The 24,723-nt window shown below is 53.6% G+C and carries 19 protein-coding genes; 6 read left to right on the top strand and 13 right to left on the bottom strand.

Translation table 11 applies throughout. From position 1 onward, the window contains the following. Positions 1–24: 24 nt before the first annotated feature. The 6 genes from ACW17M_RS07815 to ACW17M_RS07790 form a co-directional block, all read right to left on the bottom strand. Complete coding sequence (locus tag ACW17M_RS07815; protein WP_342585294.1) at positions 25–1,512, bottom strand: TrkH family potassium uptake protein; 1,488 nt, start codon at positions 1,510–1,512, stop codon at positions 25–27. A 174-nt stretch (positions 1,513–1,686) separates the two neighbouring features. Further along, entirely contained in the window at positions 1,687–2,577 is an 891-nt protein-coding gene (gene malG, locus ACW17M_RS07810; protein ID WP_457547186.1) for a maltose ABC transporter permease MalG, read from the bottom strand. Between the two features lie 10 nt (positions 2,578–2,587). Further along, positions 2,588–4,159: a maltose ABC transporter permease MalF gene (gene malF / locus ACW17M_RS07805; RefSeq protein ID WP_457547185.1), complete on the bottom strand. Its 1,572-nt coding sequence runs from the start codon at positions 4,157–4,159 to the stop codon at positions 2,588–2,590. 74 nt (positions 4,160–4,233) lie between these two features. Next, positions 4,234–5,421: a maltose/maltodextrin ABC transporter substrate-binding protein MalE gene (gene malE, locus ACW17M_RS07800; protein WP_457547192.1), complete on the bottom strand. Its 1,188-nt coding sequence runs from the start codon at positions 5,419–5,421 to the stop codon at positions 4,234–4,236. A gap of 246 nt (positions 5,422–5,667) precedes the next feature. After that, positions 5,668–7,038: a TrkH family potassium uptake protein gene (locus ACW17M_RS07795; RefSeq protein ID WP_457547184.1), complete on the bottom strand. Its 1,371-nt coding sequence runs from the start codon at positions 7,036–7,038 to the stop codon at positions 5,668–5,670. Next, positions 7,035–7,688 (bottom strand): potassium channel family protein, encoded by a 654-nt coding sequence (locus ACW17M_RS07790; protein ID WP_027957646.1) that lies wholly within the window; start codon positions 7,686–7,688, stop codon positions 7,035–7,037. The genes ACW17M_RS07795 and ACW17M_RS07790 overlap by 4 nt, the downstream gene beginning before the upstream one ends. A 186-nt stretch (positions 7,689–7,874) precedes the next feature. Here ACW17M_RS07790 and ACW17M_RS07785 point away from each other — a divergent pair, with 186 nt between their 5' ends. From ACW17M_RS07785 to ACW17M_RS07760, 6 genes are all read left to right on the top strand, one after another. Beyond that, positions 7,875–8,216, top strand: a complete 342-nt coding sequence (locus ACW17M_RS07785) for a hypothetical protein (protein ID WP_155705938.1) — start codon at positions 7,875–7,877, stop codon at positions 8,214–8,216. Between the two features lie 304 nt (positions 8,217–8,520). Then, complete coding sequence (zwf, locus tag ACW17M_RS07780) at positions 8,521–10,026, top strand: glucose-6-phosphate dehydrogenase (RefSeq protein ID WP_022523034.1); 1,506 nt, start codon at positions 8,521–8,523, stop codon at positions 10,024–10,026. Position 10,027: 1 nt separating this feature from the next. Beyond that, on the top strand, positions 10,028–10,693 hold the full coding sequence (pgl, locus tag ACW17M_RS07775) for a 6-phosphogluconolactonase (RefSeq protein ID WP_457547183.1): 666 nt from the start codon (positions 10,028–10,030) through the stop codon (positions 10,691–10,693). A 45-nt stretch (positions 10,694–10,738) separates the two neighbouring features. Then, a complete protein-coding gene (locus tag ACW17M_RS07770; RefSeq protein ID WP_022523036.1) occupies positions 10,739–11,401 on the top strand; it encodes a bifunctional 4-hydroxy-2-oxoglutarate aldolase/2-dehydro-3-deoxy-phosphogluconate aldolase in 663 nt (220 codons plus the stop codon). 249 nt (positions 11,402–11,650) lie between these two features. Next, complete coding sequence (locus ACW17M_RS07765) at positions 11,651–13,246, top strand: solute:sodium symporter family transporter (RefSeq protein ID WP_009287074.1); 1,596 nt, start codon at positions 11,651–11,653, stop codon at positions 13,244–13,246. A 305-nt stretch (positions 13,247–13,551) separates the two neighbouring features. After that, on the top strand, positions 13,552–18,069 hold the full coding sequence (locus ACW17M_RS07760) for a HEAT repeat domain-containing protein (RefSeq protein ID WP_457547182.1): 4,518 nt from the start codon (positions 13,552–13,554) through the stop codon (positions 18,067–18,069). Positions 18,070–18,233: 164 nt separating this feature from the next. On the opposite strand, the gene ACW17M_RS07755 is transcribed toward ACW17M_RS07760, so the two are convergent. The 7 genes from ACW17M_RS07755 to ACW17M_RS07725 all read right to left on the bottom strand — a co-directional run bounded on the left by ACW17M_RS07755 (position 18,234) and on the right by ACW17M_RS07725 (position 24,723). Beyond that, positions 18,234–19,130 carry an SMP-30/gluconolactonase/LRE family protein gene (locus ACW17M_RS07755; protein WP_457547181.1) on the bottom strand — a complete coding sequence of 299 codons (897 nt, stop codon included), beginning with the start codon at positions 19,128–19,130 and terminating at the stop codon, positions 18,234–18,236. A gap of 15 nt (positions 19,131–19,145) precedes the next feature. Continuing rightward, positions 19,146–19,766 carry a 2-dehydro-3-deoxy-6-phosphogalactonate aldolase gene (locus ACW17M_RS07750; RefSeq protein WP_009287073.1) on the bottom strand — a complete coding sequence of 207 codons (621 nt, stop codon included), beginning with the start codon at positions 19,764–19,766 and terminating at the stop codon, positions 19,146–19,148. A gap of 7 nt (positions 19,767–19,773) precedes the next feature. After that, the gene (locus ACW17M_RS07745; protein WP_457547180.1) at positions 19,774–20,772 is read right to left on the bottom strand and encodes a 2-dehydro-3-deoxygalactonokinase; all 999 of its coding nucleotides are present in this window, start codon (positions 20,770–20,772) and stop codon (positions 19,774–19,776) included. 3 nt (positions 20,773–20,775) lie between these two features. Continuing rightward, positions 20,776–21,924, bottom strand: a complete 1,149-nt coding sequence (gene dgoD, locus ACW17M_RS07740) for a galactonate dehydratase (RefSeq protein WP_009287071.1) — start codon at positions 21,922–21,924, stop codon at positions 20,776–20,778. 43 nt (positions 21,925–21,967) lie between these two features. After that, entirely contained in the window at positions 21,968–22,687 is a 720-nt protein-coding gene (locus tag ACW17M_RS07735) for a FadR/GntR family transcriptional regulator (protein ID WP_039859179.1), read from the bottom strand. A gap of 181 nt (positions 22,688–22,868) precedes the next feature. Further along, entirely contained in the window at positions 22,869–23,816 is a 948-nt protein-coding gene (locus ACW17M_RS07730) for a carbohydrate kinase family protein (protein WP_427769819.1), read from the bottom strand. Positions 23,817–23,853: 37 nt separating this feature from the next. Then, a complete protein-coding gene (locus ACW17M_RS07725) occupies positions 23,854–24,723 on the bottom strand; it encodes an aldo/keto reductase (RefSeq protein ID WP_190373039.1) in 870 nt (289 codons plus the stop codon).

Raw genomic sequence — 24,723 nt, 5'->3', positions numbered from 1 at the left:
AAAAACAATAGTAATCTGAAAGCATTAGCGGCGCCAGAACATCGGCGTCATTAGAACAACTACCGTCAAAATTTCCAGGCGGCCCATCAGCATACCGATACACAGCAGCCATTTTGCCGCCTCGGGTAGCGACGTAAAGTTACCCGCTGGGCCAATAATATCGCCAAGGCCGGGGCCGACGTTGGCCACCGCAGTGGCAGCACCAGAAAGGGCCGTCACTAAATCCAGCCCAAGTGCCGAAAGGCTTAGAGCCAGTGCCGCAATGGTAATAAAGAAGAAGAACGAGAAGGCCACCACGCTTCTGGAGATATCGCTGGTTACCGGCTGGTGGTTGTAGCGAGTAGTAAACACGCCGTTGGCATGAATAAGATAACGCAATTGGTCGAGTAGCATCAGCATGGCAATTTGAAAGCGGAAGATCTTCATACCACCACTGGTAGAGCCACTACAGCCGCCCACAAAAGTGAGGTAGAAAAAAGCAGTCACCGGTAACGCGCCCCATAGCGTGTAGTCATCCGAGGCGTATCCGGTGGTAGTCACCACTGAAATTACGTTAAAAGTGACGTGGGTAAGGGAAACAAACCAATCATCGCCTTGCAGCACCCGCCACCCGCTAAGCACCACTATCGCGGCCAGTAACAGCTTTAAAAGTCCGCGTACCTGTTGGTCTTTCCACAGAGCGGTGCGCGATGTACGAATAAAGCGGATATATAAAACAAACGGCAGCGCCCCGCTTAGCATAAAAAAGCTGCCCATCCACAGTAGCCATGGCTGTTCGGCGTAAGCCCCAAAGGAAGCATCCGAGTTGGCAAAACCACCGGTAGCCAGGGACGTCATGCCGTGGACAACAGCATCAAGCGGTAGCATGCCTCCCGCCCAATAACTCACCATGGCCGCAAGCGTTAGGGCTACATAAATACTTAGTGTCGCTTTGGCAATGCCGCCTGTGCGGGGCATGACTTTGTCCGACCAATCGGAAGACTCGGTATGAAATAGTCGCATACCGCCTACTTTCAGAAACGGTAGAATGGCAATGCCCATGACGATGATGCCGATGCCGCCCATCCACTGCATTAAGCCGCGCCATAGCTTCAATCCGTCGGATAAATGCTCAATCCCTACCATCACCGTCGAGCCGGTGGTGGTGATGGCCGAGACGGATTCAAAGACGGCATTAGTCACGCTGAGCTGGGGTGCGCCTAAAATCAGCGGTAGGCTCGCAAAGCCAGTGATGCTTGTCCAACTGGCCGCTGTGAGCACAAACATTTGCCAGGGCTTTAGCTCTAGCGACACCTTGCGCGTGAGTAGCCAAGTGGCCAGGGTAGCACTAAGAACAATCAGAATAGACACGCCAAAAGCAGGGGCATCCGGGTCATTCTCTACCAGCAACACGATCCAGGGAATCGCCATGAACATGGCAAGCACTAACCACAATACCGCCATGATTTTAAATATTTGCGCCCAGTTACGGTAAGCGTCTCGGTAGTACAGGCCGCTGGGAAAAATGGTCATATTGCCGCTCTTAATTTGCCCTAGTGTTCAGCGTGGTATCTCACCATGGCAATTACTAAAAGTCTGTAAAATTCTCCTAAAAAAATGACGTTAGGCTAAAAAAACGGCCCCAAAGGAGCCGGTTGTCAGCATATCGTCCAAGCGAGAGTAGCTTTGTTGTCACCGGGTATAAAATTAACCTTTAACGCCCCCGGCGGTTAACCCACCAATAATCCAGCGCTGGCAGATCAGGAAGGCGATGGTAATCGGCAGCCCGGAAAGCACGGCAGCGGCGGCGAAGTCGCCCCAACGCTGATTATGGTCGGCCAGGTACTGCTGAGCGCCTACTGCCAGGGTGAGCTTGTGCTCATCCACGAGCAGTACAGACGCCATGGGGTATTCCATGATGCTCATCACAAACGCCAGGATGAACACCACCATTAGAATCGGCACTGACAGCGGCAGCAGGATGTAGCGAAACGCCTGCCAGGTGCTGGCGCCGTCGACCATGGCGGCTTCTTCCAACGAGCCATCAATCGACTCAAAGTAGCCTTTGATCGTCCATATATGCAGCGCCACTGCGCCGAGTGAGGCGACAATCAGCGCGCCGTGAGTATTTATGCCTAACCAGCCCACGAACTGCCCTAGCCGGTCGAACAGGGCGTAGAGCGCCACCAGAGAAAGCACTGCTGGGAACATCTGGAAAATCAGCATGCCTTTTAACAGCGGCTCTTTGCCCTTAAAGCGCATGCGGGCAAAGGCGTAGGCACTGGTGGTGGCAAGCATCAAAATCAGCAGCGAGGACACCACGGCGACTTTGATCGAGTTCCATAGCCACAGCAGCACGGGGAAGGGCGGCTGGATCACGCTGCCGTCGGCGCGCTCCCAGGGAATACCCAAGGCCAGCGCCCAGTGTTCAAGAGAGAAACGCTCGGGGATCAAGCTCCCCGAGGCAAAGTTGCCCTCACGAAACGAAATTGAAATCACCAAAAGCAGCGGAAACACGATCAGTGAAACAAAGCCGATCAGCGCCAAATGGGCGCCCCATCGCCGTGAGCGAATGGAGCGGGGTTGAACCATCGCCATCGTAAACCTCCTAAACCTTAACCTTGGAAAGCCGCAGATTGATGACCGACATGCCCACCACCAGCAGAAAGATCAGCGTGGCAATCGCCGCCGCCAGGCCGAAGTTTTGGCCAGCATCCTGGAAGGCGATTCGGTAGGTGTAGCTCACCAGCAGGTCGGTGGTGCCCGCGGGCGTGCTGGCACCCAGAATGTCCGGGCTGCCCCCGGTGAGCAGGGCAATCAACACGAAATTATTGAAGTTAAAAGCAAAGGCGGCGATTAACAGCGGCGTGAGCGGTTTGATGATCAGCGGCAGGGTGATCTTCATCAGGTTGGTGATCGGCCCGCCGCCGTCTACCGCCGAGGCCTCGTAAAGATCGCCGGGGATCGACTGAATCAGCCCCATGCACAGCAGAAGCATATAGGGGTAGCCCAGCCAGGTGTTGACGATCAGCAGCATGGTTCGGGCCAGCCAGGGGTCGGTAAACCATTCTGGGGAAATGCCGAACAGTGCCTCCAGAATCATGTTCACTTCACCAAAATGCTGATTGAACATGCCTTTGAAAATCAGAATCGAAATAAACGCTGGAACCGCGTAGGGCAGTATCAGTAGCGTCCGATAGACCGCCTTGCCCTTGAGCTGATCCCACTGCAGCAGCGAGGCGAGGACAAACCCCACGGCCAGCGTGAACAGTACGGTGAGCCCGGCAAATACGAAGGTCCAGACAAAAATCTGCATAAACGGCCCGCGAATATCCGGGTCGGTGAAAATCTTGGTGTAGTTGGTGAAGCCCACGTTCACCGGCCACCCGGGGGTGATGCGTTCTCCGTTTTCGGTGACGAAAAAGCCGATATCGTTATCCGGCGTCAGCACCTGACCCTCCTGCTGATCATAAAGGCTGCCGTTGTCACGAATCTCATAGCGGTCGATCATTGGCGCGAACTGGCGCAGGCCCGCCATGCGCAGCTCGGTGCCCCCGGGCGTTTGCAGGCGCAGCGCCTGGAGGGCGTCGCGGGCCTGGATGGCTGCGCGCATGGGAAGCGGCTCACCTTCGGGCGGGGTGTCTACGGCTTGGGTTGGAACGCGACGAACTTCGCTGTTAGTTAGGTTGAGCGCGGCGGATAGTAGCCGGTCGTTGTCGCCCGCAGGGGCGTCGCTTTCCAGGTAAAGGCGCACCAGCTCGCCTTCCTGGTAAAGCGAATAGGAAAAGGCAGCGCCTTCTGCCTGGTAGGTTTGATTGGTCAGTTGTGCGCGTACGCGCTCCTGGCTAAGCAGATTGTCCGAGCTGTAGTTGCTGAAGCTGATGCCGACGGTATACACCAGCGGGAAAATGACAAACACGCCAAGCCCGGCCACGGCAGGGAAAATATACCGGTGGCTCATCAGCGAACGTCGGCTGAACACCACGCCCAGCGACGTGCCAAGCACCAAAAAAAGCAGCGCAAATACCCACTGGCCGTGCATGTAAAAGGCCATCACCAGCCAAAGCAGGGCCAGTACCATCAGCCCGATCAAGCTGCGCATTGCCCAGCGGGAATAGCGTTCGGCCACATGGCGGGAGCGGTGGCGGGGCAAGCCCCGCGAAGCATTCGTGGTAAACATGAAAGATGTCCTGCGAAACTGCCCGGCCTTGCCAGCGGTGTGCCATGGCCGGGCAGTGAAGAAAAGGCGAGTGGCTACTGACGCATACGCCGCGCGGCGGCATCCAACGCTTCTTGGGGTGATTGACGCCCGCTGCCGATGTTTTGCAGCGCGGGCTCCATAGCTGCCCAGAAGGCGCCCATTTCGGGAATGTTCGGCATCGGCATACCGACTTCGGCGTTCTCGAGGGTGGCCGCGATGTTGGGGTTATTGGCCAGTTCCGCCTGATAGTCGATGTGGGCCACGGCCCCCAGCGACCCATCGCTGTTGAAGGTGCGCATACCCTCTTCGCTAAGCAGGTAGTTTTCCAGGAACTCGACGGCCAGAAAGTCATTGGGTGAGGCCGAGTTGATCATTGCCGTCATAACGCCAAACATGGGCTTGGCACGTTCATCGCCCACCTTGGGCAGCAAGGCGACGCCGTAATCAATGCCGCTGCGCTCAAGGTTTGGCCAGGCCCAGGGGCCGCTGATCATGGTTGCTACTTCGCCCTTGTTAAAGCGGTTATCCATGATGCTATAGTCGGTTCCCCGCGGTATCACGTCGCTTTCGATCAGCTCGACTAGCAGCTCTGCACCTTGCACGGCGCCTTCGTTGTTAACGCCAATATCGGTAACGTCGTAGCCTGCGTCAGTTCGTTTAAACGGGTAGCCCCCGTTAGCGGCTAGCAGCGTCCAACCGTAGTAGGGTTCGCTGTAGTCGAACAGGATGGCTTTTTTACCCTCTTGGGAAAGCGTCTCGTCCAGCTGCATTAACTCGGCAAAGCTCTCCGGCGGGGTGTCCACCAGGGCTTTGTTATAAATGAGACCGAGTGATTCCACTGAAATGGGGTAGCCATAGGTTTCGCCATTCCACAGGGCAGCTTCCCAAGAGAAGTCATAAAAAGACTCACGGAAGCTGTCACTAGGCGCTATCTGTTTTAATAGGCCGCTTTGTGCCCACTCGCCAATCCGGTCGTGGGCCCAAATCACGATATCCGGCCCTTGGCCACTGCCTGCCGCCTGTTGAAAACGATCGGTCAGGTTGTCCGGGAAGACTACCTCAACCGCTATCCCCGTCTCTTCAAGAAACTGATCGGCCAGCAGCTGAATGCCTTGCTGGCCCTTGTTGTCGCCCATCCAGATGGTTAAGCGGTCATCTTCGAACGCGAAGGCTGGCAAAGTTGCTCCTGCAAGCAGGGTGGCGGTGATTAAAGGCGTAAATCTGGGCCGATGTCTTGCCATCATTTAAAAAGCCTCAATTTTTGTTATAAAGGATGGTGGCGTTGCCACCTGAACAGGCTTAGCCTCGCCAATTCAGTCGGCAGCCACCTCATCCTTAAGGGGCGTAGTGATGGCGTATATCAGGGGCGTAGAAACATTAAATAGAAGTAGGGGGCTAAAAACCTGTTACAGGCTCTACCAAATGCGCTTTTGAGGGCATGAGCGTTCCCTCGCTCAAGCTAAATGCAAAACATACGCCATGCATAATTAGCCAACTGGAAATTCAGTTGTCGCATATTTGACATGCGATTTGTGACGTACAGTCAGCGTATAACCTAGCGTTAGGGGGCCAAGGCGGCCAATAAGCATTACGGCCATGATAATTAGCTGGCCCGCGGTACCCAGCTCACTTGTAGTGCCACGCGATAATCCTACGGTGCCAAAAGCAGAGACAACCTCGAACGCTATATCTAAGAAGTCGTCTTTTACAAAAATCGTCAGCATAAAAACAGCTATGAAAATGGTTGCCATACCGATAGTCGCGGTAGCTAAAGCTTTTAGTAATGTTTCTCGACTTAGTGAGCGACCAAAGAAGCTTACGTTTAAATTTCCTTGGAGAAAAGATTTTGTCGCCGTGATTAAAATGAAAAAAGTAGAAATCTTAATGCCGCTAGCGGTTGAGTTCGGTGCGCCGCCAATAAACATAAGTAGAAGCATTAGAACACTAGTGCCTGCTGTTAGAGCACCAATCTCGAGCGTGTTGAATCCAGCCGTTCTAGGAGTGACACCTTGAAACCATGCGGCCAGTAGCTTGCTCCAAAAGCCTTCTAGCATGCCTAGCGTGTTGGGGTTGTTAAATTCCAAAATCAAAACCGCCGCGGTAGCGAACAAGTTGAGAAATAAAGTGGTGGTTAAGATAATTTTTACGTATACCGAAAGCCGAGGCCATGAACGCTTTTCCAATAATTCCATAATGACGATATAGCCAAGTCCTCCAGTAACAAAAAGTGCTGTGACAGATAGCGTGATGCCGGGATGAGAAACGTAATTTGATAAGCTATCTGGAGATAGCGCAAAGCCCGCATTATTAAATGCGGAAATGGTATAAAAAAACGCATTATATAGCCCGTCACCCCAGCCGAGTTCGGGAATAAAAAAGTAGCTAAGTACAATAATTCCAATGGCTTCGCTGGCAATGGCAAATAGCGCAATAGAACTTCCCGCTTTTCTGGCCGTTTGAAGGGATACTTCATTAAAGGCTTCTTGTGCCACCAGCTGCTGCTTTAGGCGTAACTTAAAGCCAAGCGCTAGAGCAGTCAGTACTGCAAAAGTCATCAACCCTAGTCCGCCTAATTGAATCAGGCATAGGATGACGAGCTGACCGAAGGTCGTGTACTGACTGCCTGTATCGACAACCACAAGGCCCGTTACCGTCACGGCGGAGGTGGCAGTAAATGCGGCCTCCAGCCAAGAAACCGGAGTGACGGTGGCAAATGGCAGTTTTAGTAAGCATGTTCCAATGAAAATTAATATGAGAAAAGACTCAAGCAATAGCCAAGGGGGCTTAATGCTACGTTTACGCTTTGGCCCTTTGACGATCGTTTGGTGAGGCGTCTGGTCTTGTAAGCTTGCTTTCATAAGTTTTTAACGAGTTTTCTTAATTCATCAAGCCAGCCGCCAAGTACTAAGCGATCACCTCTGCGTATTTCCCAATCGAGGCCAGGGTGTGCATGCACTTCTGTATTTCTTTTGACCACTAAAGCCGCTACATCAACATCTTCGATGATTTTTCCAATGGTTTTTCCAATTAAGTCCTCTGTTGTATGGAATTCTACGACAACATAATCCTTCCCCAGGTTTAAGTAATCATGAACCATTGGGTAATTCAATTCCTGAGAGATTCGTACACCCATTTCATATTCAGGTGCAATAATACGTGTTGCACCAAGCCGTTCAAGGACTCTGTGGTGTTGATTTGTCAGTGCTTTCGTCCATACCTTTGTCACACCTAATTCTTGCAGCTGAAGGGTTGCCAACATCGCTGCCTCTACGTTTCTGCCTATCGCTACCACCGCTGCGTCATAATTGCCCGCATTTAGCTCTATAAGCGCGTTTTCATCTGTTACGTCAGCAATGACTGCGTGAGTGATCTCATCTGCTAATCGATTGACACGCAGCTCATCAGCGTCGATCCCCAAAACCTCATGACCAAGCTGAGTTAGCTCACGGGCAATAGTCGCGCCGAATATGCCCAGACCAATGACGATAAATTGCTGTTTTTCAATCATGATAAAGCGTGGCTCCACAGCTTTGAATTACGTAAATTTATATGCTGTAGCTCTATTGCACAATAGCTGTTTAATCCTACGTTAGCAGACGTAAAAATTGCGTAAAAAAATTGCTTCAATTGAGTCGCATGTCCCTGCATATGGTTAAATTATAAATAAATACTCTTTTAATGGGGCAATAAGACTGTGGGGTTATTTCAAACAAATCCCAATTCGTATTTTCGTATTTTCGTGTTACTCACTTGGCTATGGGGTCTGGCAGTATATAATTATCAGGCGGAAAATCCTGTTATATCCATATTTCCGTATCTTATACCAGTCATTTTGATTGCATGGGGGCATGGTGTTAAGTGGGGATTCGTAGTTGCAGCTTTGGCAACATTGTCTGCTATGTGTGCAGATTATGCGGAAATTTACACTCAAACCGAGCTGATCTATTCTGGTATTGCCACCTATGCGAAATTAACAGGCGCCGCTATTGGTTTCTCTTTGGCAAAAATAATTCATAAAAACATAAACCCAATGTGATGCCTCTACCTTTGGCATCAGCCCAAGCTGATGCTTTATGCATTGCCTGATGAATTAAAGCATACTTCATTATTGGCTCATCTAGCTCGCCTCCTCCTTAGTGGGCGTAGCAGTGGCGTATATCAAGGGCGTAGAGTGAGAGAGGAAATTCCTTCACCAATCACAGCCGTAAACGCATCGAAAGAGAAGCGGTAGATGCTATTTTGTAGTAAAATTACACGAATTATTGCGTACAATACCCGTATTACGGTAAATTTTAGGTAATCTAACTACATTAGATGCCTAATTATAAACAGGAGTGACGATGAGCCAGTCCACTGCTTCCCAAGGTGCACCGCTGGGCGATCCGAATCACGCTATTGATTTAGCGCTGTTTGGGGCGCTGGGTGATCTTGCCATGCGCAAGCTATTTCCTGCCTTATACCATCTTGATCGCGAAGGCTTGATGCCTGAAAGCACGCGCATTATGGGGCTGGCTCGCCATGAGCACGATGCTGCATCGTTCCGGAAAATGGTTAACGATGCGTTGCAGAAACGGCTGAAAAGCAGCGAGCAGGATAAGCAGAGCCTCGAGCGTTTTCTCGCCCGCCTAGATTATTTGAAACTCGATTTTTCCAGCGTTGAAGGTTACGACGCCATTCGCCAGTGGCGAAAGGGCTCACCGCGCCCAATGGTGGTCTATCTTTCCGTTGGGGCACCTATTTATGGCGATATCTGCCGTCACCTGCAGGCCAGTAAAAGCCTGGACGATGAGTCCCGCGTGGTGGTTGAGAAACCCATCGGTTACGACCTGCACTCCTCGGTTGAAATTAACGACGCTATCGGTGAAGTGTTCCCCGAGTCGCGGATTTACCGCATCGACCACTATTTGGGCAAAGAGACCGTACAGAACCTGATTGCCCTGCGTTTTGCCAACCCGCTGTTTGGCACCCAGTGGAATCAGAACAACATTTCCCACGTGGAAATTACCGTTGCCGAAAAGGTCGGTATCGAAGGGCGCTGGGGCTATTTCGATGAGGCGGGTCAGCTACGCGATATGGTGCAAAACCACCTGCTGCAGCTGCTGTGCTTAATCGCCATGGATCCGCCCTCTAACCTGGATGCCGACGCCATCCGTGATGAAAAGGTCAAGGTGCTTAAAGCACTTAAACCGTTTGTGGGCGAGGCGCTTGGTCGCGATGTAGTACGCGGTCAATATATCGCGGGCACCAGCGATGGCCAGTCGGTGCCGGGTTACCTGGAAGAAGAAGGCGCCAACACCCAGAGCCAGACCGAAACCTTTGTGGCCATGAAAACCGAAGTGGCTAACTGGCGCTGGGCAGGCGTGCCGTTCTACCTGCGCACCGGTAAACGGATGCCGGAGAAGCTCTCGCAGATCGTTATTCACTTCCGTCAGCAGCCCCACTATATCTTCGACCCGGATCAGCGCGGCATCGCCTCTAATAAGTTGATTATTCGCCTGCAGCCGGAGGAGGGTATTGCCCTGCAAGTATTGACCAAAGATAGCGGTTTGGATAAAGGCATGCGCCTGCGCCCGGGTCCGCTGCATTTGGACTTCAACAGCGCATTTCCCAAATCGCGGATACCCGATGCTTACGAACGCCTGCTGCTCGAAGTCATGAAAGGCCAGCAGTACCTGTTCGTGCGTCGCGATGAAATTGAACACGCCTGGCGCTGGTGCGACCAGCTCATCGATGGCTGGAAAAAGCGCGACATGCCGCCGCGTCGTTATCCCGCAGGCTCTTGGGGGCCGGTCGCTTCCATCGCCATGATTACCCAGGATGGCCGCAGCTGGTACGAGGATTATTAATATGAGCCAAGCACGCCAACAGTTGGCCGAGCAGCTTGCCGAAGCCGTGTTTCAGGGTCTGCAAGACGATTTAAACCACCAGGAGCGTGTCCTACTGGTGGTTTCTGGTGGCTCTACGCCAGTGCCTTTTTTTAAGGCGCTAGCGGCCAAATCGCTGCCCTGGGAGCGGGTAGATGTAACGCTGGCCGATGAGCGTTGGGTAGACGAGCAGAGCAGCGATAGCAACGCCAAGCTGGTGCGTGAGCATCTGCTACAGGGCGAGGCATCGGCGGCCACTTTTATACCGTTAACTTGTAGCGCGGCTACACCTGAAGAGGGCGTTGATGAAGTTGCCAAGCAAACGGAAACGCTAGCGTGGCCTGCCAGCGTGGTGATTCTAGGCATGGGCGGTGATGGTCATACGGCGTCACTGTTTCCTGACAGCCCTGAATTGACCCTGGCACTTGCCACGGAGGAGCTGTTAGTGGCGGTCAGAACGCCTAGTCAGCCGCAACCCCGGATTACTTTTTCGGCCGATCGCCTCCATCAGGCACGGCGGCATATTCTGCATATTACCGGCGATGATAAACGCGCCGTATTGGCCAAGGCACTAAGTGGCGACGATGTTCGTCAACTGCCTATTCGTGCCTTTTTAACCTGCCCACTGGCCATTTATTGGGCGCCTTGAGCGCTAACTGCCTTAGCCAATAATAAGTTGCTTGGAGACTCACTAATGACTATCGACAAACAGTTACCTTCTACACGCACTGCAGAGCTGGATAGCATCTGCTTGAAAGCCGAGGTGATTCCGGTCATCACTATCGAGCGTTTGGAAGATGCGGTACCGCTAGGCCGCGCCCTGGTAGAGGGTGGCTTAACCGTATTGGAAATTACCCTGCGCACTGACTGCGCGCTTGAAGCAGTGAAGCGTATGCGTGAAGCGTTGCCCGGTGCCAGCATTGGCGTGGGCACGGTACTGACGCCCGCCCAGTACCGCCAGGCCGAGCAGGTTGGCGCTGACTTTGTAGTAACACCAGGCGCAACGGAAGCCCTCTATCGTTACGGCGTTGAAAGCCCGGTGCCCATGCTGCCGGGGGTCTCGACAGTTTCTGAACTAATGACCGGCTGGCAGTACGGTTACCGTCGGTTCAAGTTCTTCCCGGCGGAATCCAGCGGTGGAGCCAAAGCCATCAAAGCGTTTGGCGCGCCGATTCCTGAAGCCCGCTTCTGTCCCACTGGCGGTATCACCGTCGACAACGCCGATGATTATCTATCGCTGCCCAATGTGATGTGCGTAGGTGGCTCCTGGCTAACACCCAAAGCAATGGTGGAAGCGGAAGATTGGGATGGCATCCGTGAGCTGGCCCGCCAGTCCGCGGAGCGCTTTCATCACTAAATAGGCATCCACTAGCAACCCGTCGCGGGCCGCATAAATGCATACCCTAGTTATGGTTTTAACCATTGCTAGGGTTTTTTTATAGTGAAGTTTTGTCATTCGCGTATCGTAACCGCCTGCGTACGACCAAAGACGTATAACGGGCTATATTCAGCTCAATTAAAATGACGGCAAGATTTGTCTGACATTTCGCTATTCGCGCATACATAAAGGTGCGTGCCACTTACAATGATGATGAGGTGAGTCAAAATGCACGCGTTGACCTTGGCGTCCTTCCTGTTTTTTACAGGGCTTGTCGCCTTTATCACTTGGCGGATCACCCGCCGAGATGACCACTCAAGCACCAGCGGCTACTTTCTTGCCGGACGTACGCTAACCTTCCCGCTGATTGCCGGCTCTCTATTGATGACCAACCTCTCCACCGAGCAAATGGTGGGGCTCAATGGGGCGGCCTTTTCTGATGGTTTAAGCGTAATGGCCTGGGAAGTGGTCGCGGTTATCGCCCTAGTGGCGTTGGCGCTATTCTTCCTTCCGCGGTTTTTGAAAAGTGGTATTGCTACGCTGCCGCAGCTTCTCGAAATTCGTTTCGATAAAACGACTCAGCTAATCACCAATATCATCTTCTTGATTGCTTACGCGGTGATTCTGCTACCGATCATTCTCTATTCAGGTGCCATCGGCCTGCAGGGCATGCTCGATCTACAGGGATTAACCGGCATTGAGTCTTCGACGACGCTGCTTTGGCTAACGGTGTGGATCGTCGGTATTATCGGTTCCGTGTATGCCCTGTTTGGTGGCCTGCGCACGGTTGCAGTATCCGACACGCTCAACGGTGTTGGCCTCCTGATCGGCGGTTTTGTGATCGTCTATTTCGGCCTGCAGGCCGTGAGTGACGGCAGCGGCATCATGGAGGGTTGGAACATCCTCAAAGAGAGCGACCCGGATAAGCTGAATTCGATTGGTGGTGCTGATCAGCAGGTGCCGTTCTTTACCCTGTTTACCGGCGTTTTCCTGATTAACCTGTTCTACTGGAGCACCAACCAGCAGATTATTCAGCGTACCTTTGCAGCCAAAAACCTTGCCGAAGGTCAGAAGGGCGTGCTGCTGACCGGTCTCTTCAAGCTGCTGGGACCGCTCTACCTAGTACTGCCCGGCATCATTGCTTATCACCTTTATGCCGATCAGGGCGTGCGTGCCGATGAAGCCTACGGTCATTTGGTTTTTAACGTACTGCCGCCGTACCTCACCGGGTTTTTCGCTGCGGTGATGGTCGGTGCGATCCTGTCGTCGTTTAACTCAGCGCTTAACAGCACCACCACGATTTTCAGCCTGGGCATCTATAAAGGTGTGCTGAATAAAGAGGCCACGGAAGAGCAGGTGGTTAAGTCGGGTAAAGTGTTTGGCTGGATCATGGCCATTCTCACCATGATCATTGCGCCACTGCTGGCAGGTCAGGAGAGCCTGTTTGGCTACCTGCAGAAGATGAACGCGATTTACTTTATTCCGATTCTTGCCGTGGTGCTGGTCGGGCTGCTAACCAAACGTGTTCCGCCAATGGCGGCCAAAATCGCTCTGATCGGCGGCTGTTTATTGATTGCCGCCGGTTACTTTGTGCCACCGTTTACATTGCTGCCGCAGATCATGCACGAGTTCCACTTCGTGGCGCTGGTCTTTGTATTACTGGTGGCGGTGATGCTGATTATCGGCAAGGTGCGCCCAAGGGAAACCGACTGGATTCAGGAGCACAGCGGCGATGTGGATCTAACACCCTGGAAAGGGGCGGTACCCGCCGGTATCGTTTTGGTCGTGTTAGTGATCGTTATGTATATTAGCTTTGCGGGTTAAACGGCTTTCTGAAGCATTTAGCTTGTGTAGCACCTAATTAGTTTGACATCTATGTCATATTTGAACGCCCGCTGCATTGCAGCGGGCGTTCTGTATTTCAGGAGGTAGGTTCGGTTATAGCTTTTGATTGATTCGTTGATCATGTCGCGTGCTTGGTTCAGTATTTTGAGATTCACTGACTTTTCTTAGCCATAATGGACACTAATTTAAGAGTTTAAAAATCATTTAACCGGTGCGTTGCTTGTTTGATCCGGCTGTACCAGCTTTAAAGGCACTTGCCTTAGCCGATAATTGAGGACGAGAGAATGACACAAGCTGGCGGGCCAGCAGCGATAAATGGCTTTCTTTACCAGATTCTTCATCACTTAGGATGGATTACGGAAGTCTCGCTCTCCGGCACTATAGATGGGGCGCTGATCAATGATGCACTTCTGGTTCTTGAGCCGCGCAATGGTGGTGACGCAAGAGCTGAGGCGGCTGGCGTATATCTCGTTGAGCAGTACAAGTCACGTAAAAATGGCACATGGTCCGTCAAGGATATCGTCTCTGTTCTTGCTGATCTGCGAAAGGCAATCCCATCCCAGTATCCAGCTTATGCACGTTATCGATTTGTCACTGATGGTCAGGAAGGCCGTTTAGAGCCTTTAAAACTGTTTCTCATTGATGTTGAGTCAGCAGTGGCACCTGATGATCTAGATCGGTTGATAAAAAGGAAATTCAGCTCTGGGCTAATCTGTACAAATAGCGAATTATTCGACCATATTGTTATGGCTAGCCGCGCACTTAGAAAACTGCGGGAGGACGATGAGCGGATACAAGTATTTCATCTACTTCAGCACCTGCAGCTAGAGTTTGAATCGGATGGCACTAAACAGGCTTATGCTGTAGATAAATTGCTACGCCGCTATGCCCCTAATCTGGGAGATGAAAGAGGTATACGAGAACGGCTTGTAGGTATTCTTGTTGAGAAATTAAGTCAGGGAGAAGCAAAGCTTGATCGCCAAGAGATAAACGAAATGTTTCGCGAGGTAGGGCTCAATCCCGATAGGATTGTTCGTCTTGAGCAACTAGCTGAAACGATGGGTGAGCGGACGCGACGTCGTCTCGAACGTTTGGGTTATCGCTCTGAGCAGGACGTACGGGGTCCACCGGATTGGCCAGATGGCAAGCCCGTTCTGCTTATTGCTGGTAAAAGCGGTATGGGAAAGACCTGGCAACTAGGTCGTCTTCTGGAGACATTAGCGCAGAGTAGGGAGATAGCCACACTGGTTCTTTTTAATAGCGTGCCGGAAACAGTGCTTAGCGAGGCCGCCCGGGACATTTGGCAAACCGGTCTCGGCGAATCATCTGAGAAACAACTTGTTGGTGTTGAGCGGCACCTTCGTGAACTTATGCCTAACGCTGGGGAGTGTAAAGTCACAATCGCCGTTGACGATATTCAGGACGTGGATGTTGCTCGCGCTCTCATTCGACAGGATTGGGCTGAGTGGGGCATGCGTCTTACCATGACCGTATCGAGTAACCTGGCTCACGCGCTAAATTCAACTGACAGCGAGCGTATTCATCTGCATGAAGTCGGTGATTTCTCGATCAATGAGCTTGATTGTCTCTTGAAGCAGAGTGGTAAAAGATGGACTGAACTTCCGCCCGACCTTAAGAAGCTTCTGCGCGTTCCCATTTTGGCTGGCCTTTTTCTCAACCTGCCTTATAGCTCTATACAGCGTGCTCCTCGAAGCGAGTATGAAATCTTCGAATCTTTTTGGACGCGTATTGCTTCAAGGGGATTCCGCCATGACGCGGGCATTTTGCTCGCGCTCGCTGCTTTATACGTCGGAGGAGAGACTTATCCGCTTCCCCGGCAGAGATGGAACGAAATTGGTCTGAACGATGAGAGTCGCGCCCGATTGGAAGCGGCTGGATGGCTTCGAACCACTGAATATGGCGAGGTTGCATTTGCGCATGACCGTCTGCTGAATTGGGCTGTCGCTCAAGAGTTTGTCCGCCAATATCAGGACAATCAACTGAGCGAGGAAAAGCTTGGCGAAATTTTTTCAGGTGGTAGTAATGAAAACCAGTCACGGTGGCGTCGCCTCGGGTATGTGCCGATGGATACAATCTGGTTGCTCGGGGAAAGCAATCAATACGCCAAACCGTTGGGCGCGACCATCGCGCAAATGGAACAAAGCCGTGAGTTCGGAAGCTATGGAGGAGAGCTCTACACAAATCTACTGCCGACATTAGGTCAGCGTGCGGTTTCGATTCTTCTCTCTCGTTTGAATTCTGTAGTTTCTGACAATGTTAGAGATAGGGATTACCGCATAGGATTAATTGGCCAGTCTTTTGCTATTCTGTCTCGACAAGATCATGTCGATCTATCAGAGGTGATCGCATTACTGCTTAGATCAAATTCATGGAGTTACCAAAGAGTAGCGATAGAGGTGCTAACAAAGGTGCCGGTTGCTGCATGGCTCGACAGGCTTTGGGAAATTCACCAAAAGTGCGTCATTGCGCTGGAAGAAAGCAAAAATAGCGAAGGCTATAAGGCCAGTATGGGCGCTCTGCGTTCCGGTGTGGCCCTTAACCCAGAATGGTTGCGGCTACGTATTCTTTCTGTCGATCCCTTCAAGGAGTCAGTATGGGATTTAGGGTATCTGTTAAATAGTCTTGAGCATCCTGATGCACTGGCTATTTGGAAAGAAACAAGGGATCGATTAATTGAGAAGATGCCTGCCAGTAAGCCGCGAAGCCTACTTTATTGCATCGCACGATTTAGCGATCGAGAAAAAATTGATTTCGTTATAAAGCATCTGTCACAAAGGCAAGATTTCGCCAGTGGAGCAGCGCTCAATGCGCTTTCCGCTCTCGATCCAAGCGCCGCAATTGATCGGCTTGAGGAGGTTGGTGAAGCAGAGCGTTACTTCACTCGAAATCAATGGCTCCCTGGCTTGCTTCACGCTGAGCCGGAATTAACGCGGCACCGCTTGCTCGCGCTAGCTAAAGCACAGCCGAAAGGCCGCCACATTATTGAAATACTTTTCGGTGAGCGGCCGAATGAAATCAACGAAGAAATGCTGCGGTTTGTGCTGCGCACCCTTGAGCAAGACTTGCTGGAAGATATCGATGCGGTCACCGTGCGAGATCTGCGCAGGCTTGATCGAGCGCTAAGTTTTTTGGGGGGTATTACGCGCCCTGATCTTCTTTCCATCATAATGGCAGAGGCAGGTGGTGAACTGGAGCAGGTGATTACTACTATTGCCTGTAGCCGTCAGCGGGTTAATAGCAGATCTACGGATCATATTCTTGAGAGCGCACGCCGTATCTTGATTCTGATCAGTGGTGAAGGAATTACGACTTTGCTCAGAACGGAGCTAGAGTCTGAGCACTACTGGGTGCGCCATGGCGGGTTGAAGTGGGCGTTTGTTCGCCTAGACGATGGGATTATCGAGCGGTTGGCCGCCATCGCCCGCAAACCTATTCCACGTAACGCCTCCGGAAACTTAGAATCGCAGCCTTATCAGGAGTTCTACCAAGCGGTGTGCGGGCTAGCGGCACTTGGCGCAGATTCCATCCTGGTCGATACTCTTATCAAAAGCGGAGTGCCAAAAATTCCGAGCGAGCTTGCCAGCCTTAGGGCTCATCAAGGGCCTATGTTGAATGTAATCGTAGAGAGGATTGTCATTACTCTGGCGAATGAGACGGCAGGAGAGGAAGAGCTTTGCGTTGCTCTTGCTATTGCTTGGTTAAGTGGCAATGTCGATCTTATAACCGCCGTTCGCCAAGTGCTGAGTAAGGTTGATCCAGTCAGCAGCATGGCAAGCTATGCCTGCATCACGCTGAATGAGCTTGGTGACCGGTCTGAGGAGTTCGCCCAGCTCGCATATCAGGTCGCCCAAACAAAAGAGAATGTGCAGTGGGGACTCAATGGGTTAGCTAGCCTTGGCGGTCACGGATCTGGTTTGCTTCTGGAGTGGCTGCAAAATTTGAGCATGGATTTATGGGGCTGCTATGAGGTTTTCGTTATCCGTATTCTATATAGGCGTTTGGAGACAAGAGATCGAGCCATAGCCGCGGCAGTAGTAGCCTGCGATCGGGTTAGCTATTTCGATGAGACTCCCTATGACATTGCAGCTGAAGCCAATGATCCGGGGCTGCGGGATAAAATTCTAGAAAAGGCGTTTTCCGAAGCCTCTTTTGTAGTAACAGAGCCACTAAACGCTATCGAAGGCCTGGCCAAATTTAATATGGCGAGCGCTGTTGATGCAATTGAGTTGGCTTTCCAAACCCACCCAAAGATTGAGCGAGAGTTGGCGAGGCTACTCGTTCGCCTCGCACCAGATGTAGCGGCCGAGAAGCTGATTGATGCGGCTGTTATGATTGAGCGGGATTCGATTAGGAGTGCCGTCGGACGAGCTCTGCGACAGCTCGATCCTGCAACAATTGCCCCGCTATTTGCCGAGCGCGTAAAGGGTGCAGATTCCGAGAGAAAGGTCATCGCTGAATTAGCTGCTTGGTTGCCAGTTCCTCAAATTAATAGCGTTCTCGTCGGACTTGCTAACCATGATAGCGCTAGCGAAGTTAGGCATTCGGCTCTGCAGGCGCTCGAATACCATCGTAAGGAAGCAGGCCTAAGAGCGCTGCTAGAGGCCTTTACAACTGCAGGTTATAACAAGCGATGGAGTATTCTCACGGCCATCCTGAATGGTGCTGATGCTCATGTGTTAATGGACAGTAATGACCCGCTTTGGTTAGGTCATATCCTGACGGACGAACTCCCATTTATATTTGAACATCATGCTAATAATGTGCTGAAGCAAAGAATATAGCGTGGCAAGCAGCTTCAATGAAGAAGACCCGTATCTTTTAAGTGGCTGTTCAGATTGATCGCGTAATTAGATCCGTAACGACCGAGTAGGTGATCGATTGCGAGTCAAAAAAGAGATACGCACTCAATAGTAGCCCTGCGACTGCAGGGCTTTCTCATATCTGGTTATATCAAGCGTAGCGGCGGTTCGGCTAGGCCTTTGATGCCGGTTTCGACCACATAGAGCGAGCCTGCGGTGGGCTCTTGGGCCAGCTGCTCAGCACTGAATCCCTCTTGCGCCGTGGTGATATACAGCGTTTTCAGATCAGGGCCTGCAAACGCCGGGCAGGAGGGTTGGCTGACCGGCAGCTCGACGCGGCCTATTATTTCACCGTTAGGATCCAGACGAACGACCTGCCCAGCCCCCCACAGCGCTAGCCATAGGCAGCCTTCGCTATCCATCACCGCGCCATCGGGATTACCTTGGCTGGAGAAAAAGTCCGCCCAAGGCTGCGGCTCGCCTTGCGGCCAGCCGTCGTTATCCAGCGCCCAGCGCATCACCACACCCGTCACGGTATCGGTAAACCACGCAAACTCACCATCTGCGGAGAAGCAGATGGCATTGGGAATCGTCAGGCCTGAACGCAGACGCGAGAGCTCGCTGCGATGCAGGCGGTAAAGGCTTCCAGCGCCTCTTTCAGCGCTTTTACCCATGCTGGAGAGCCACAGGCTGCCGTGGCGATCAATGCGTGCGTCATTGCTGCGGGTGATAGGGTTATCGGCCTCGAAATCACTCAGCTTTTCGATACTGCCGCTGCTTGGGTTGAAGCGGCTTAAGCGGTCTTCACCGACTAACAACAGGCCACCCTCAGCGAGGGGCGCTGCCAGGGACACCCGATGATCGAGCTGATAGTGGCCGCTTTCCCCGGTGGCGGGGGAGAGCCAGTGCAGCTGCTTTCCAAGAATGTCGCACCAATAAAGGCGCTGATGTTTAGCGTCCCACTGCGGGCCTTCACCCAGTGAACAGCGGCAATCGACCGCTAACTCGGCCTGCCACGTTGAAACACTCATATCGGTATTCATTATTGTTGGTTCTCCTTATTGTTCTCCTGCTAACCAGGCATCGACGAGGGCTTGAGCTTGTTTCCCCACCTGAGAGGCGCTTTGGCCAGGTTTGTATAATGCGCTGCCCAGACCTGCACCATCGACACCCGCTGCGCGCCATTCGGCGAAGTTATCGACTCCAGCGCCGCCGACGGCATACAAAAGTGTGCCTGCCGGTAGCACGGCGCGTACTGCTTTCATTCCTTCTAAGCCTACCTGCACCGCGGGGAAGAGTTTAAGCCCGGTAGCACCTGCATCCAGCGCATCGAATGCTTCTGAAGGCGTCACAATGCCCGGCCAGCTGGCCATGCCGAGCTTATGCGTTTCTTCAATCACCGCTGGTCGACAGTTGGGAGAAACGATTAAGCGCCCACCAGCAGCGTGAACTTCACGCACCTGAGCTGGAGTGAGCACCGTGCCTGCTCCAATGACCGCGCGCTCGCCAAATGCGTCGACCAAGCGGCGAATGCTCTCCAGCGGGTTGGGTGAGTTAAGCGGTACCTCAATCTGGGTGATACCCGCAGCCAGCACCGCTTCCGCGATATCCACGGCCTCATCAGGCGTTACACCGCGTAAAATTCCAATCAGTGGCAGTGACATAGCCAATTTCTCCATGCTTAATTTATTTTAACGCGCGATGGGCGAGGCGCAGGCCCGCTAAGACAGCGGTGTCGCCATCCACATGTTTTGTCTGATAGCCGATCGCATTGAGTGCCAACGTGTAGCGCTGGCTCAGCGTTTGGTTGCCAATCAGCGTGATTGGCTTATCGCTGGGGCATTCACGGCAGGCGCCAGCAAGCTCAAGGCCAATGGCGAGCCCAGAGAGCCTGGCCGCAAGAACGGCCCCGCGCGTGTCGCCAGCAGGTAGCCGGCCATCGAGTAAATCTTGCGCGCGCAGGCCGAACAGGCGGCTACTAAAGGTTTCGGGGGCTTGATGAATCTCGCTGACGGCCGAAATAAAAGCTTCACGGCAAGCTGCATCGTTAAGATCATCCTTTGCCGCTGAAGGTGATAAAACGGAATGCTTCAGCACCGACTGGTTGGCGAGCAGTTGGTAAAGCTCGCCGGTCAGGTAGGTCGAAAACCCGCTCACCGCGCCCGCTTCCAGGGTTGCCCATTTGGCGTGAGTGCCGGGCAGGCAGGCGAGGCCAGTAAAATCTGGCGAATCAGCGACGAGCCCTGCCAACTGGGTCTCTTCACCGCGCATCACATCAAAGTGAGTCGCGGTACCACGGGTTTGGCTTAAACCAGGCAGCAGGTAAACAGCTAGCTGGTTACCCGTAAGCGTTGGTGTGACTGCGCCTTGGCTAAGCTGGTCAAGCCGCGTGGGTACCGGTAAATAGGCGGCTTCCAACCAGCCCTGGCGAGCGCCTGCCATACCGCACACCATCACCTTAGTCGTGCCGGTGGCGGGTAGCCAGTCGCCCACCAGTCGCAGCAGCTCGGCTTCGTACTCGTCGGCCTTTAGCGACAGCATGCCCTTGTCACTACTGGCTTGGGCAATCACTTGATCGTGTTGATCCAGCCCCCAGGCACGCAGATTGCTGGAGCCCCAGTCAACGGCAATCCAGGTTAATTGACCTGCAATGTCAGGTGTTTCACTCATCTCGGTTGATCCCATGGCTTACCACTCCGCAATAGAGCCATCTTCATGAGTCCAGACCGGGTTGCGCCAGCGGTGGCCCACCTTGGCGCGCTCCTCAACGAACTCCTCGTTGATCTCGACACCCAGGCCTGGGCCTTGGGGAATGGCGCAGAATCCGTCTTCAATGGCGAGGGCGGATTTATCGACCAGGTAATCGAGGACGTCGTTGCCCTGGTTGTAGTGAATGCCCATGCTCTGCTCTTGGATAAAGGCGTTGTGGCTGACCGCATCCAGCTGTAAAGAGGCGGCCAGGGTTAACGGGCCGAGCGGGCAGTGGGGCGCTAAGGCGACGTCATAAGCGGAGGCTAGGGCGGCGATTTTGAGACCTTCGCTAATGCCACCGCAGTGGGAAATATCCGGCTGGATAATGTCGATCATGCCATCGGCCAGCAGGTCGCGGAACTGAAAACGGGTATGCAGCCGCTCGCCGGTGGCTAGCGGGTAGCCAAGCCCGCCAGCAATATCCTTCAAGCAGGGCAGATGCTCGGGGGCGACCGGCTCTTCCACAAACATGGGGTGAAAGGGTTCCAGCTCGCGTAGCAGCGCTTTGGCCATGGGGCGGTGCACACGGCCGTGGAAGTCGATGCCGATGCCTACATCTGGCCCAACGGCGTTGCGGGCTTCTGCCACCCGGGCAACGGCTTCATCGACCTTGCGGTGTGAGTCGACGATTTGCAGCTCGGGGGTGCCGTTCATTTTAAAAGCCGTGAAGCCTTTGTCGACCAGCGCTTTGGCACCCGCGCCTACGTCGCTTGGGCGGTCGCCACCCGTCCAGGCATACATGCGCATTTTGTCGCGCACGGCACCGCCTAACAACTGATGAACGGGCACACCCAGGTCGCGACCTTTAAGATCCCACAGCGCCTGGTCAATACCGGCAATCGCACTCATCAGAATCGGCCCGCCGCGATAAAAACCGGCGCGATACATGATGTTCCAAAGATGCTCGATGCGGTGCGGGTCTTGGCCGATCAAGTAGTCGGAAAGCTCGTGTACGGCGGCTTCAACGGTTGCCGCGCGGCCTTCAATTACCGGTTCACCCCAGCCGTAACAGCCTTCATCGGTCTCGATCTTGAGAAACAGCCAGCGCGGGGGGACTTGCCAGGTCTTGAGTTTGGTAATTTTCATGTTCAGTCATCCTTCTGAATAGATAGTATTCATTGAGTAATTGTTAGCTGACGATGCCAAGGTCGATGGCCGTGCGGCGCAGCACTTCTCTCGCGGCGGTTTCTGCGGCGCTGGCATCGTGGCTGCGGATAGCGTCAAGTACCTGGCGGTGGCGCGCGAGACTGTCGTCCAGGGTGTCCGTGCGGTGTTGCGAGCGATGTATTAGCGCCATGATCGAAGGGCGCAATAAATGGCCCATTTGCCGCCAGACTAAATTGTGGCTGGCCCGGTAGGTGGCGTCGTGAAAGGCGACATCGTACTCGGCATGCTCAGCACGCGCTTCAACACTGCCGGCGCTGCTCTCCATGCCTGCATAGGCGCTCTCCAGACGTTCTATGTCTTCAGCCTGAGCTGCCTGGGCAGCGAGTCCTGCGACCACCGGTTCAGCAGAAAAACGAAAGGCGTAAATGGCCCTTACCAACTGCGGGTCAAGGTTGACTAGCCCGGTCATCCATTCGCTCATCAGTGGGTCGAGTAGATGCCAATCGCCTACCTCGCGAACCAGCGTGCCACGGCCCGCGGTGCGCTCTAATAAACCCGCAGCGGTGAGACTGGTGAGTGCGTTACGCACTTGGTTACGGCTAACGGCAAAGTGTTTGCCGATATCCAGCTCACGGGGGAAAACATCACCTGGCTGCCAATGGCCTGCCAGCAGGGCCTGGGCGAGTAAACGGGCTAACTGTTCAGCGCCACCCTGGTGGGGCGGTAGAGCGTCCAGCGTCATCGGTTATCTCTTGTTCTTTATTGGATAAACCCTAGTCTAGTAAATGTCTGACATTTCCACAAGCGAGCCGCTTTAGACAAAAGTCCGAATTAGATTGGCGACGAGTCGACCCCTAAGAAGCATAAAAAAAGCGCGCCTGTGTGGGGCGCGCCATTTGTTAATGGGTTATAGCTTTACTTGCTTAGCCAATATCCGCTCGTGTTGGCAGCGCTGCGTAAGCGCCTGGCCGGGTGACCGCATGGGCGCCACAGCGGCAGGCGGTATTCACTGCGCTGAGTAGAAAATCCGTATCGCTCTGCCAGTGTTCATTGATGCCGTGGGCCGAGAGCTCCGCCAACAGCCCGCCAATAAAGGCGTCGCCTCCGGCGGTGGTGTCGACCGCTTCCACTTTGGGTGGCGCAATGCGCTGGTCGATGCCGACGCCTTTGATTACGACATCATTGGGGCCGTCGGTAATCAAAATAACTTTTACCCCTGCCGCAAGCCGCTCTGAAAGCCACGATTCTGCAGGATGATCGGCGCGCAAGTAGTCGAGCTCTTCCTGGGAGAGCTTGAGCAGCTCAGCGCCGTCTAGCAGCTGTGTGACTAAGCTGGCATCGGCTTCGCCGCCGGGCCACAGGTTGTGGCGTAGGTTGGCATCTACACTGACCAGGCAGCCTGCGCGCTTGGCCATGGTGGCCATCGCCAGGGTAACGTCGGCGATCTCTGGGTCGGTTAGGCTGTTACTGCACAAGTGCAGAATGGCAGGGTTCTCGAATACGCCATGGGGTAAATGCTCAAGGCGATAAAGCAGGTCAGCAGCGGGCGGGCGATAGAAATCAAAAGTGCGTTCGCCCACGTCATCCCGGGAAACGAACGCCAGCGCCGTACGGGATTGCTGGGTGTACACAATGCCGCTGGTGTCTACACCGTGGCTATTGAGCTCACGCACCAAAAAATGCCCAAAGGTATCGTCGCCTACCATGCCTAAAAACTGGCTAGGAACACCCAGGCGGGCGCATGCGACCGCCACGTTCGCGGGAGCGCCACCGGCGTAGGGTGTAAAGGTTTCCTGGGCATCTGTAGCCGCCCCTAAACGGCTGGAGAGCATATCAACCAGCGCTTCCCCAAACGCGATAACTGGCGTCATTATTGGCTCCTTAGTGTAATTGTTTGCAAAGACGGGTTTATGCCACGCAGTGGCCGCGGGCGGCTTCCAGCAATTCATACCACACTTCTCGGGGTAGCGTGGCAGGGCCCTTTAGCATGTCGCTGATTCGGTCAGGTTTAATGCTGCCAATCACCGGTACTGGCGAGTTAGGAAGACTACGCAGCCATGCCAGCGCTAAAGCGCTGGGGGAGCTATCAAGCTTTGTCGCCCACTTAGCCAAACATTCGCCAACGGCGCCTTGCATCAGTTGCCCGCCTGCCAGCGGTGACCACGCCATGGGGGCGTGGCCATCGGCGCATAGATCATCAAAGCTGCCGTCAAACAGCGGCGTTGTGTGGGTAATCGAGAGCTCGATTTGGTTGGCTGATAAGCGGTGATGCATGGCGCCCTGCAAGCGCCGCCACTGGCTGGGCAGGTGGTTGGAAACCCCTGCAGCGCCAATTTTGCCTGCTTCAATGGCGTCGTCCAGCGCGCGGCCGGTCGCTTCTGCGTTCATCAGCAGATCGGGACGATGAATCAGGAAATGGTCGAGGCGTTCGACATTCAAACGCACAAGTGAGGCATCAATGGCACTATTAAGATAAGCAGGGCTAGCGTTGTAGTGCTTTACCTTACCCGAACCGGGGGCGGGGTTGTCGTTAGCGATGCTCGCTTTAGTGACGACATTAACCCGCTGAGCCAGGGCAGGGCGCGCCCGTAGCGCGGCGCCAAAAAGCGTCTCCCCTTGGCCGCTGCCGTAAATGTCCGCATGGTCAAACCAGTTAAGGCACTGCTCCAGGCGCGCTTCGATCCATTCTGCTAATCGCTCGGGTTCGTGCATGGCGGGTGTTTCGTGCAGACGCATCATGCCAAGTAAAAACGGCACATCAAAGGTGGCGGCGGGCAT

It is taken from the genome of Vreelandella sp. 2A-K22 (assembly GCF_054065485.1).
This window is presented reverse-complemented; position numbering and strand designations above follow the sequence as displayed.

What these genes read in the sequence shown, in the direction of transcription:
- ACW17M_RS07765 (WP_009287074.1), top strand. Translation starts at nt 11,651, where the DNA reads ATGCACGCGTTGACCTTGGCGTCCTTCCTGTTTTTTACAGGGCTTGTC.
- ACW17M_RS07815 (WP_342585294.1), bottom strand. Translation starts at nt 1,512, where the DNA reads ATGACCATTTTTCCCAGCGGCCTGTACTACCGAGACGCTTACCGTAAC.
- malF (WP_457547185.1), bottom strand. Translation starts at nt 4,159, where the DNA reads ATGTTTACCACGAATGCTTCGCGGGGCTTGCCCCGCCACCGCTCCCGC.
- ACW17M_RS07755 (WP_457547181.1), bottom strand. Translation starts at nt 19,130, where the DNA reads ATGAATACCGATATGAGTGTTTCAACGTGGCAGGCCGAGTTAGCGGTC.
- ACW17M_RS07745 (WP_457547180.1), bottom strand. Translation starts at nt 20,772, where the DNA reads ATGGGATCAACCGAGATGAGTGAAACACCTGACATTGCAGGTCAATTA.
- ACW17M_RS07770 (WP_022523036.1), top strand. Translation starts at nt 10,739, where the DNA reads ATGACTATCGACAAACAGTTACCTTCTACACGCACTGCAGAGCTGGAT.
- ACW17M_RS07730 (WP_427769819.1), bottom strand. Translation starts at nt 23,816, where the DNA reads ATGACGCCAGTTATCGCGTTTGGGGAAGCGCTGGTTGATATGCTCTCC.
- pgl (WP_457547183.1), top strand. Translation starts at nt 10,028, where the DNA reads ATGAGCCAAGCACGCCAACAGTTGGCCGAGCAGCTTGCCGAAGCCGTG.
- malE (WP_457547192.1), bottom strand. Translation starts at nt 5,421, where the DNA reads ATGGCAAGACATCGGCCCAGATTTACGCCTTTAATCACCGCCACCCTG.
- ACW17M_RS07760 (WP_457547182.1), top strand. Translation starts at nt 13,552, where the DNA reads ATGACACAAGCTGGCGGGCCAGCAGCGATAAATGGCTTTCTTTACCAG.
- ACW17M_RS07725 (WP_190373039.1), bottom strand. Translation starts at nt 24,723, where the DNA reads ATGCCCGCCGCCACCTTTGATGTGCCGTTTTTACTTGGCATGATGCGT.
- ACW17M_RS07750 (WP_009287073.1), bottom strand. Translation starts at nt 19,766, where the DNA reads ATGGAGAAATTGGCTATGTCACTGCCACTGATTGGAATTTTACGCGGT.
- zwf (WP_022523034.1), top strand. Translation starts at nt 8,521, where the DNA reads ATGAGCCAGTCCACTGCTTCCCAAGGTGCACCGCTGGGCGATCCGAAT.
- dgoD (WP_009287071.1), bottom strand. Translation starts at nt 21,924, where the DNA reads ATGAAAATTACCAAACTCAAGACCTGGCAAGTCCCCCCGCGCTGGCTG.
- ACW17M_RS07795 (WP_457547184.1), bottom strand. Translation starts at nt 7,038, where the DNA reads ATGAAAGCAAGCTTACAAGACCAGACGCCTCACCAAACGATCGTCAAA.
- malG (WP_457547186.1), bottom strand. Translation starts at nt 2,577, where the DNA reads ATGGCGATGGTTCAACCCCGCTCCATTCGCTCACGGCGATGGGGCGCC.
- ACW17M_RS07790 (WP_027957646.1), bottom strand. Translation starts at nt 7,688, where the DNA reads ATGATTGAAAAACAGCAATTTATCGTCATTGGTCTGGGCATATTCGGC.
- ACW17M_RS07735 (WP_039859179.1), bottom strand. Translation starts at nt 22,687, where the DNA reads ATGACGCTGGACGCTCTACCGCCCCACCAGGGTGGCGCTGAACAGTTA.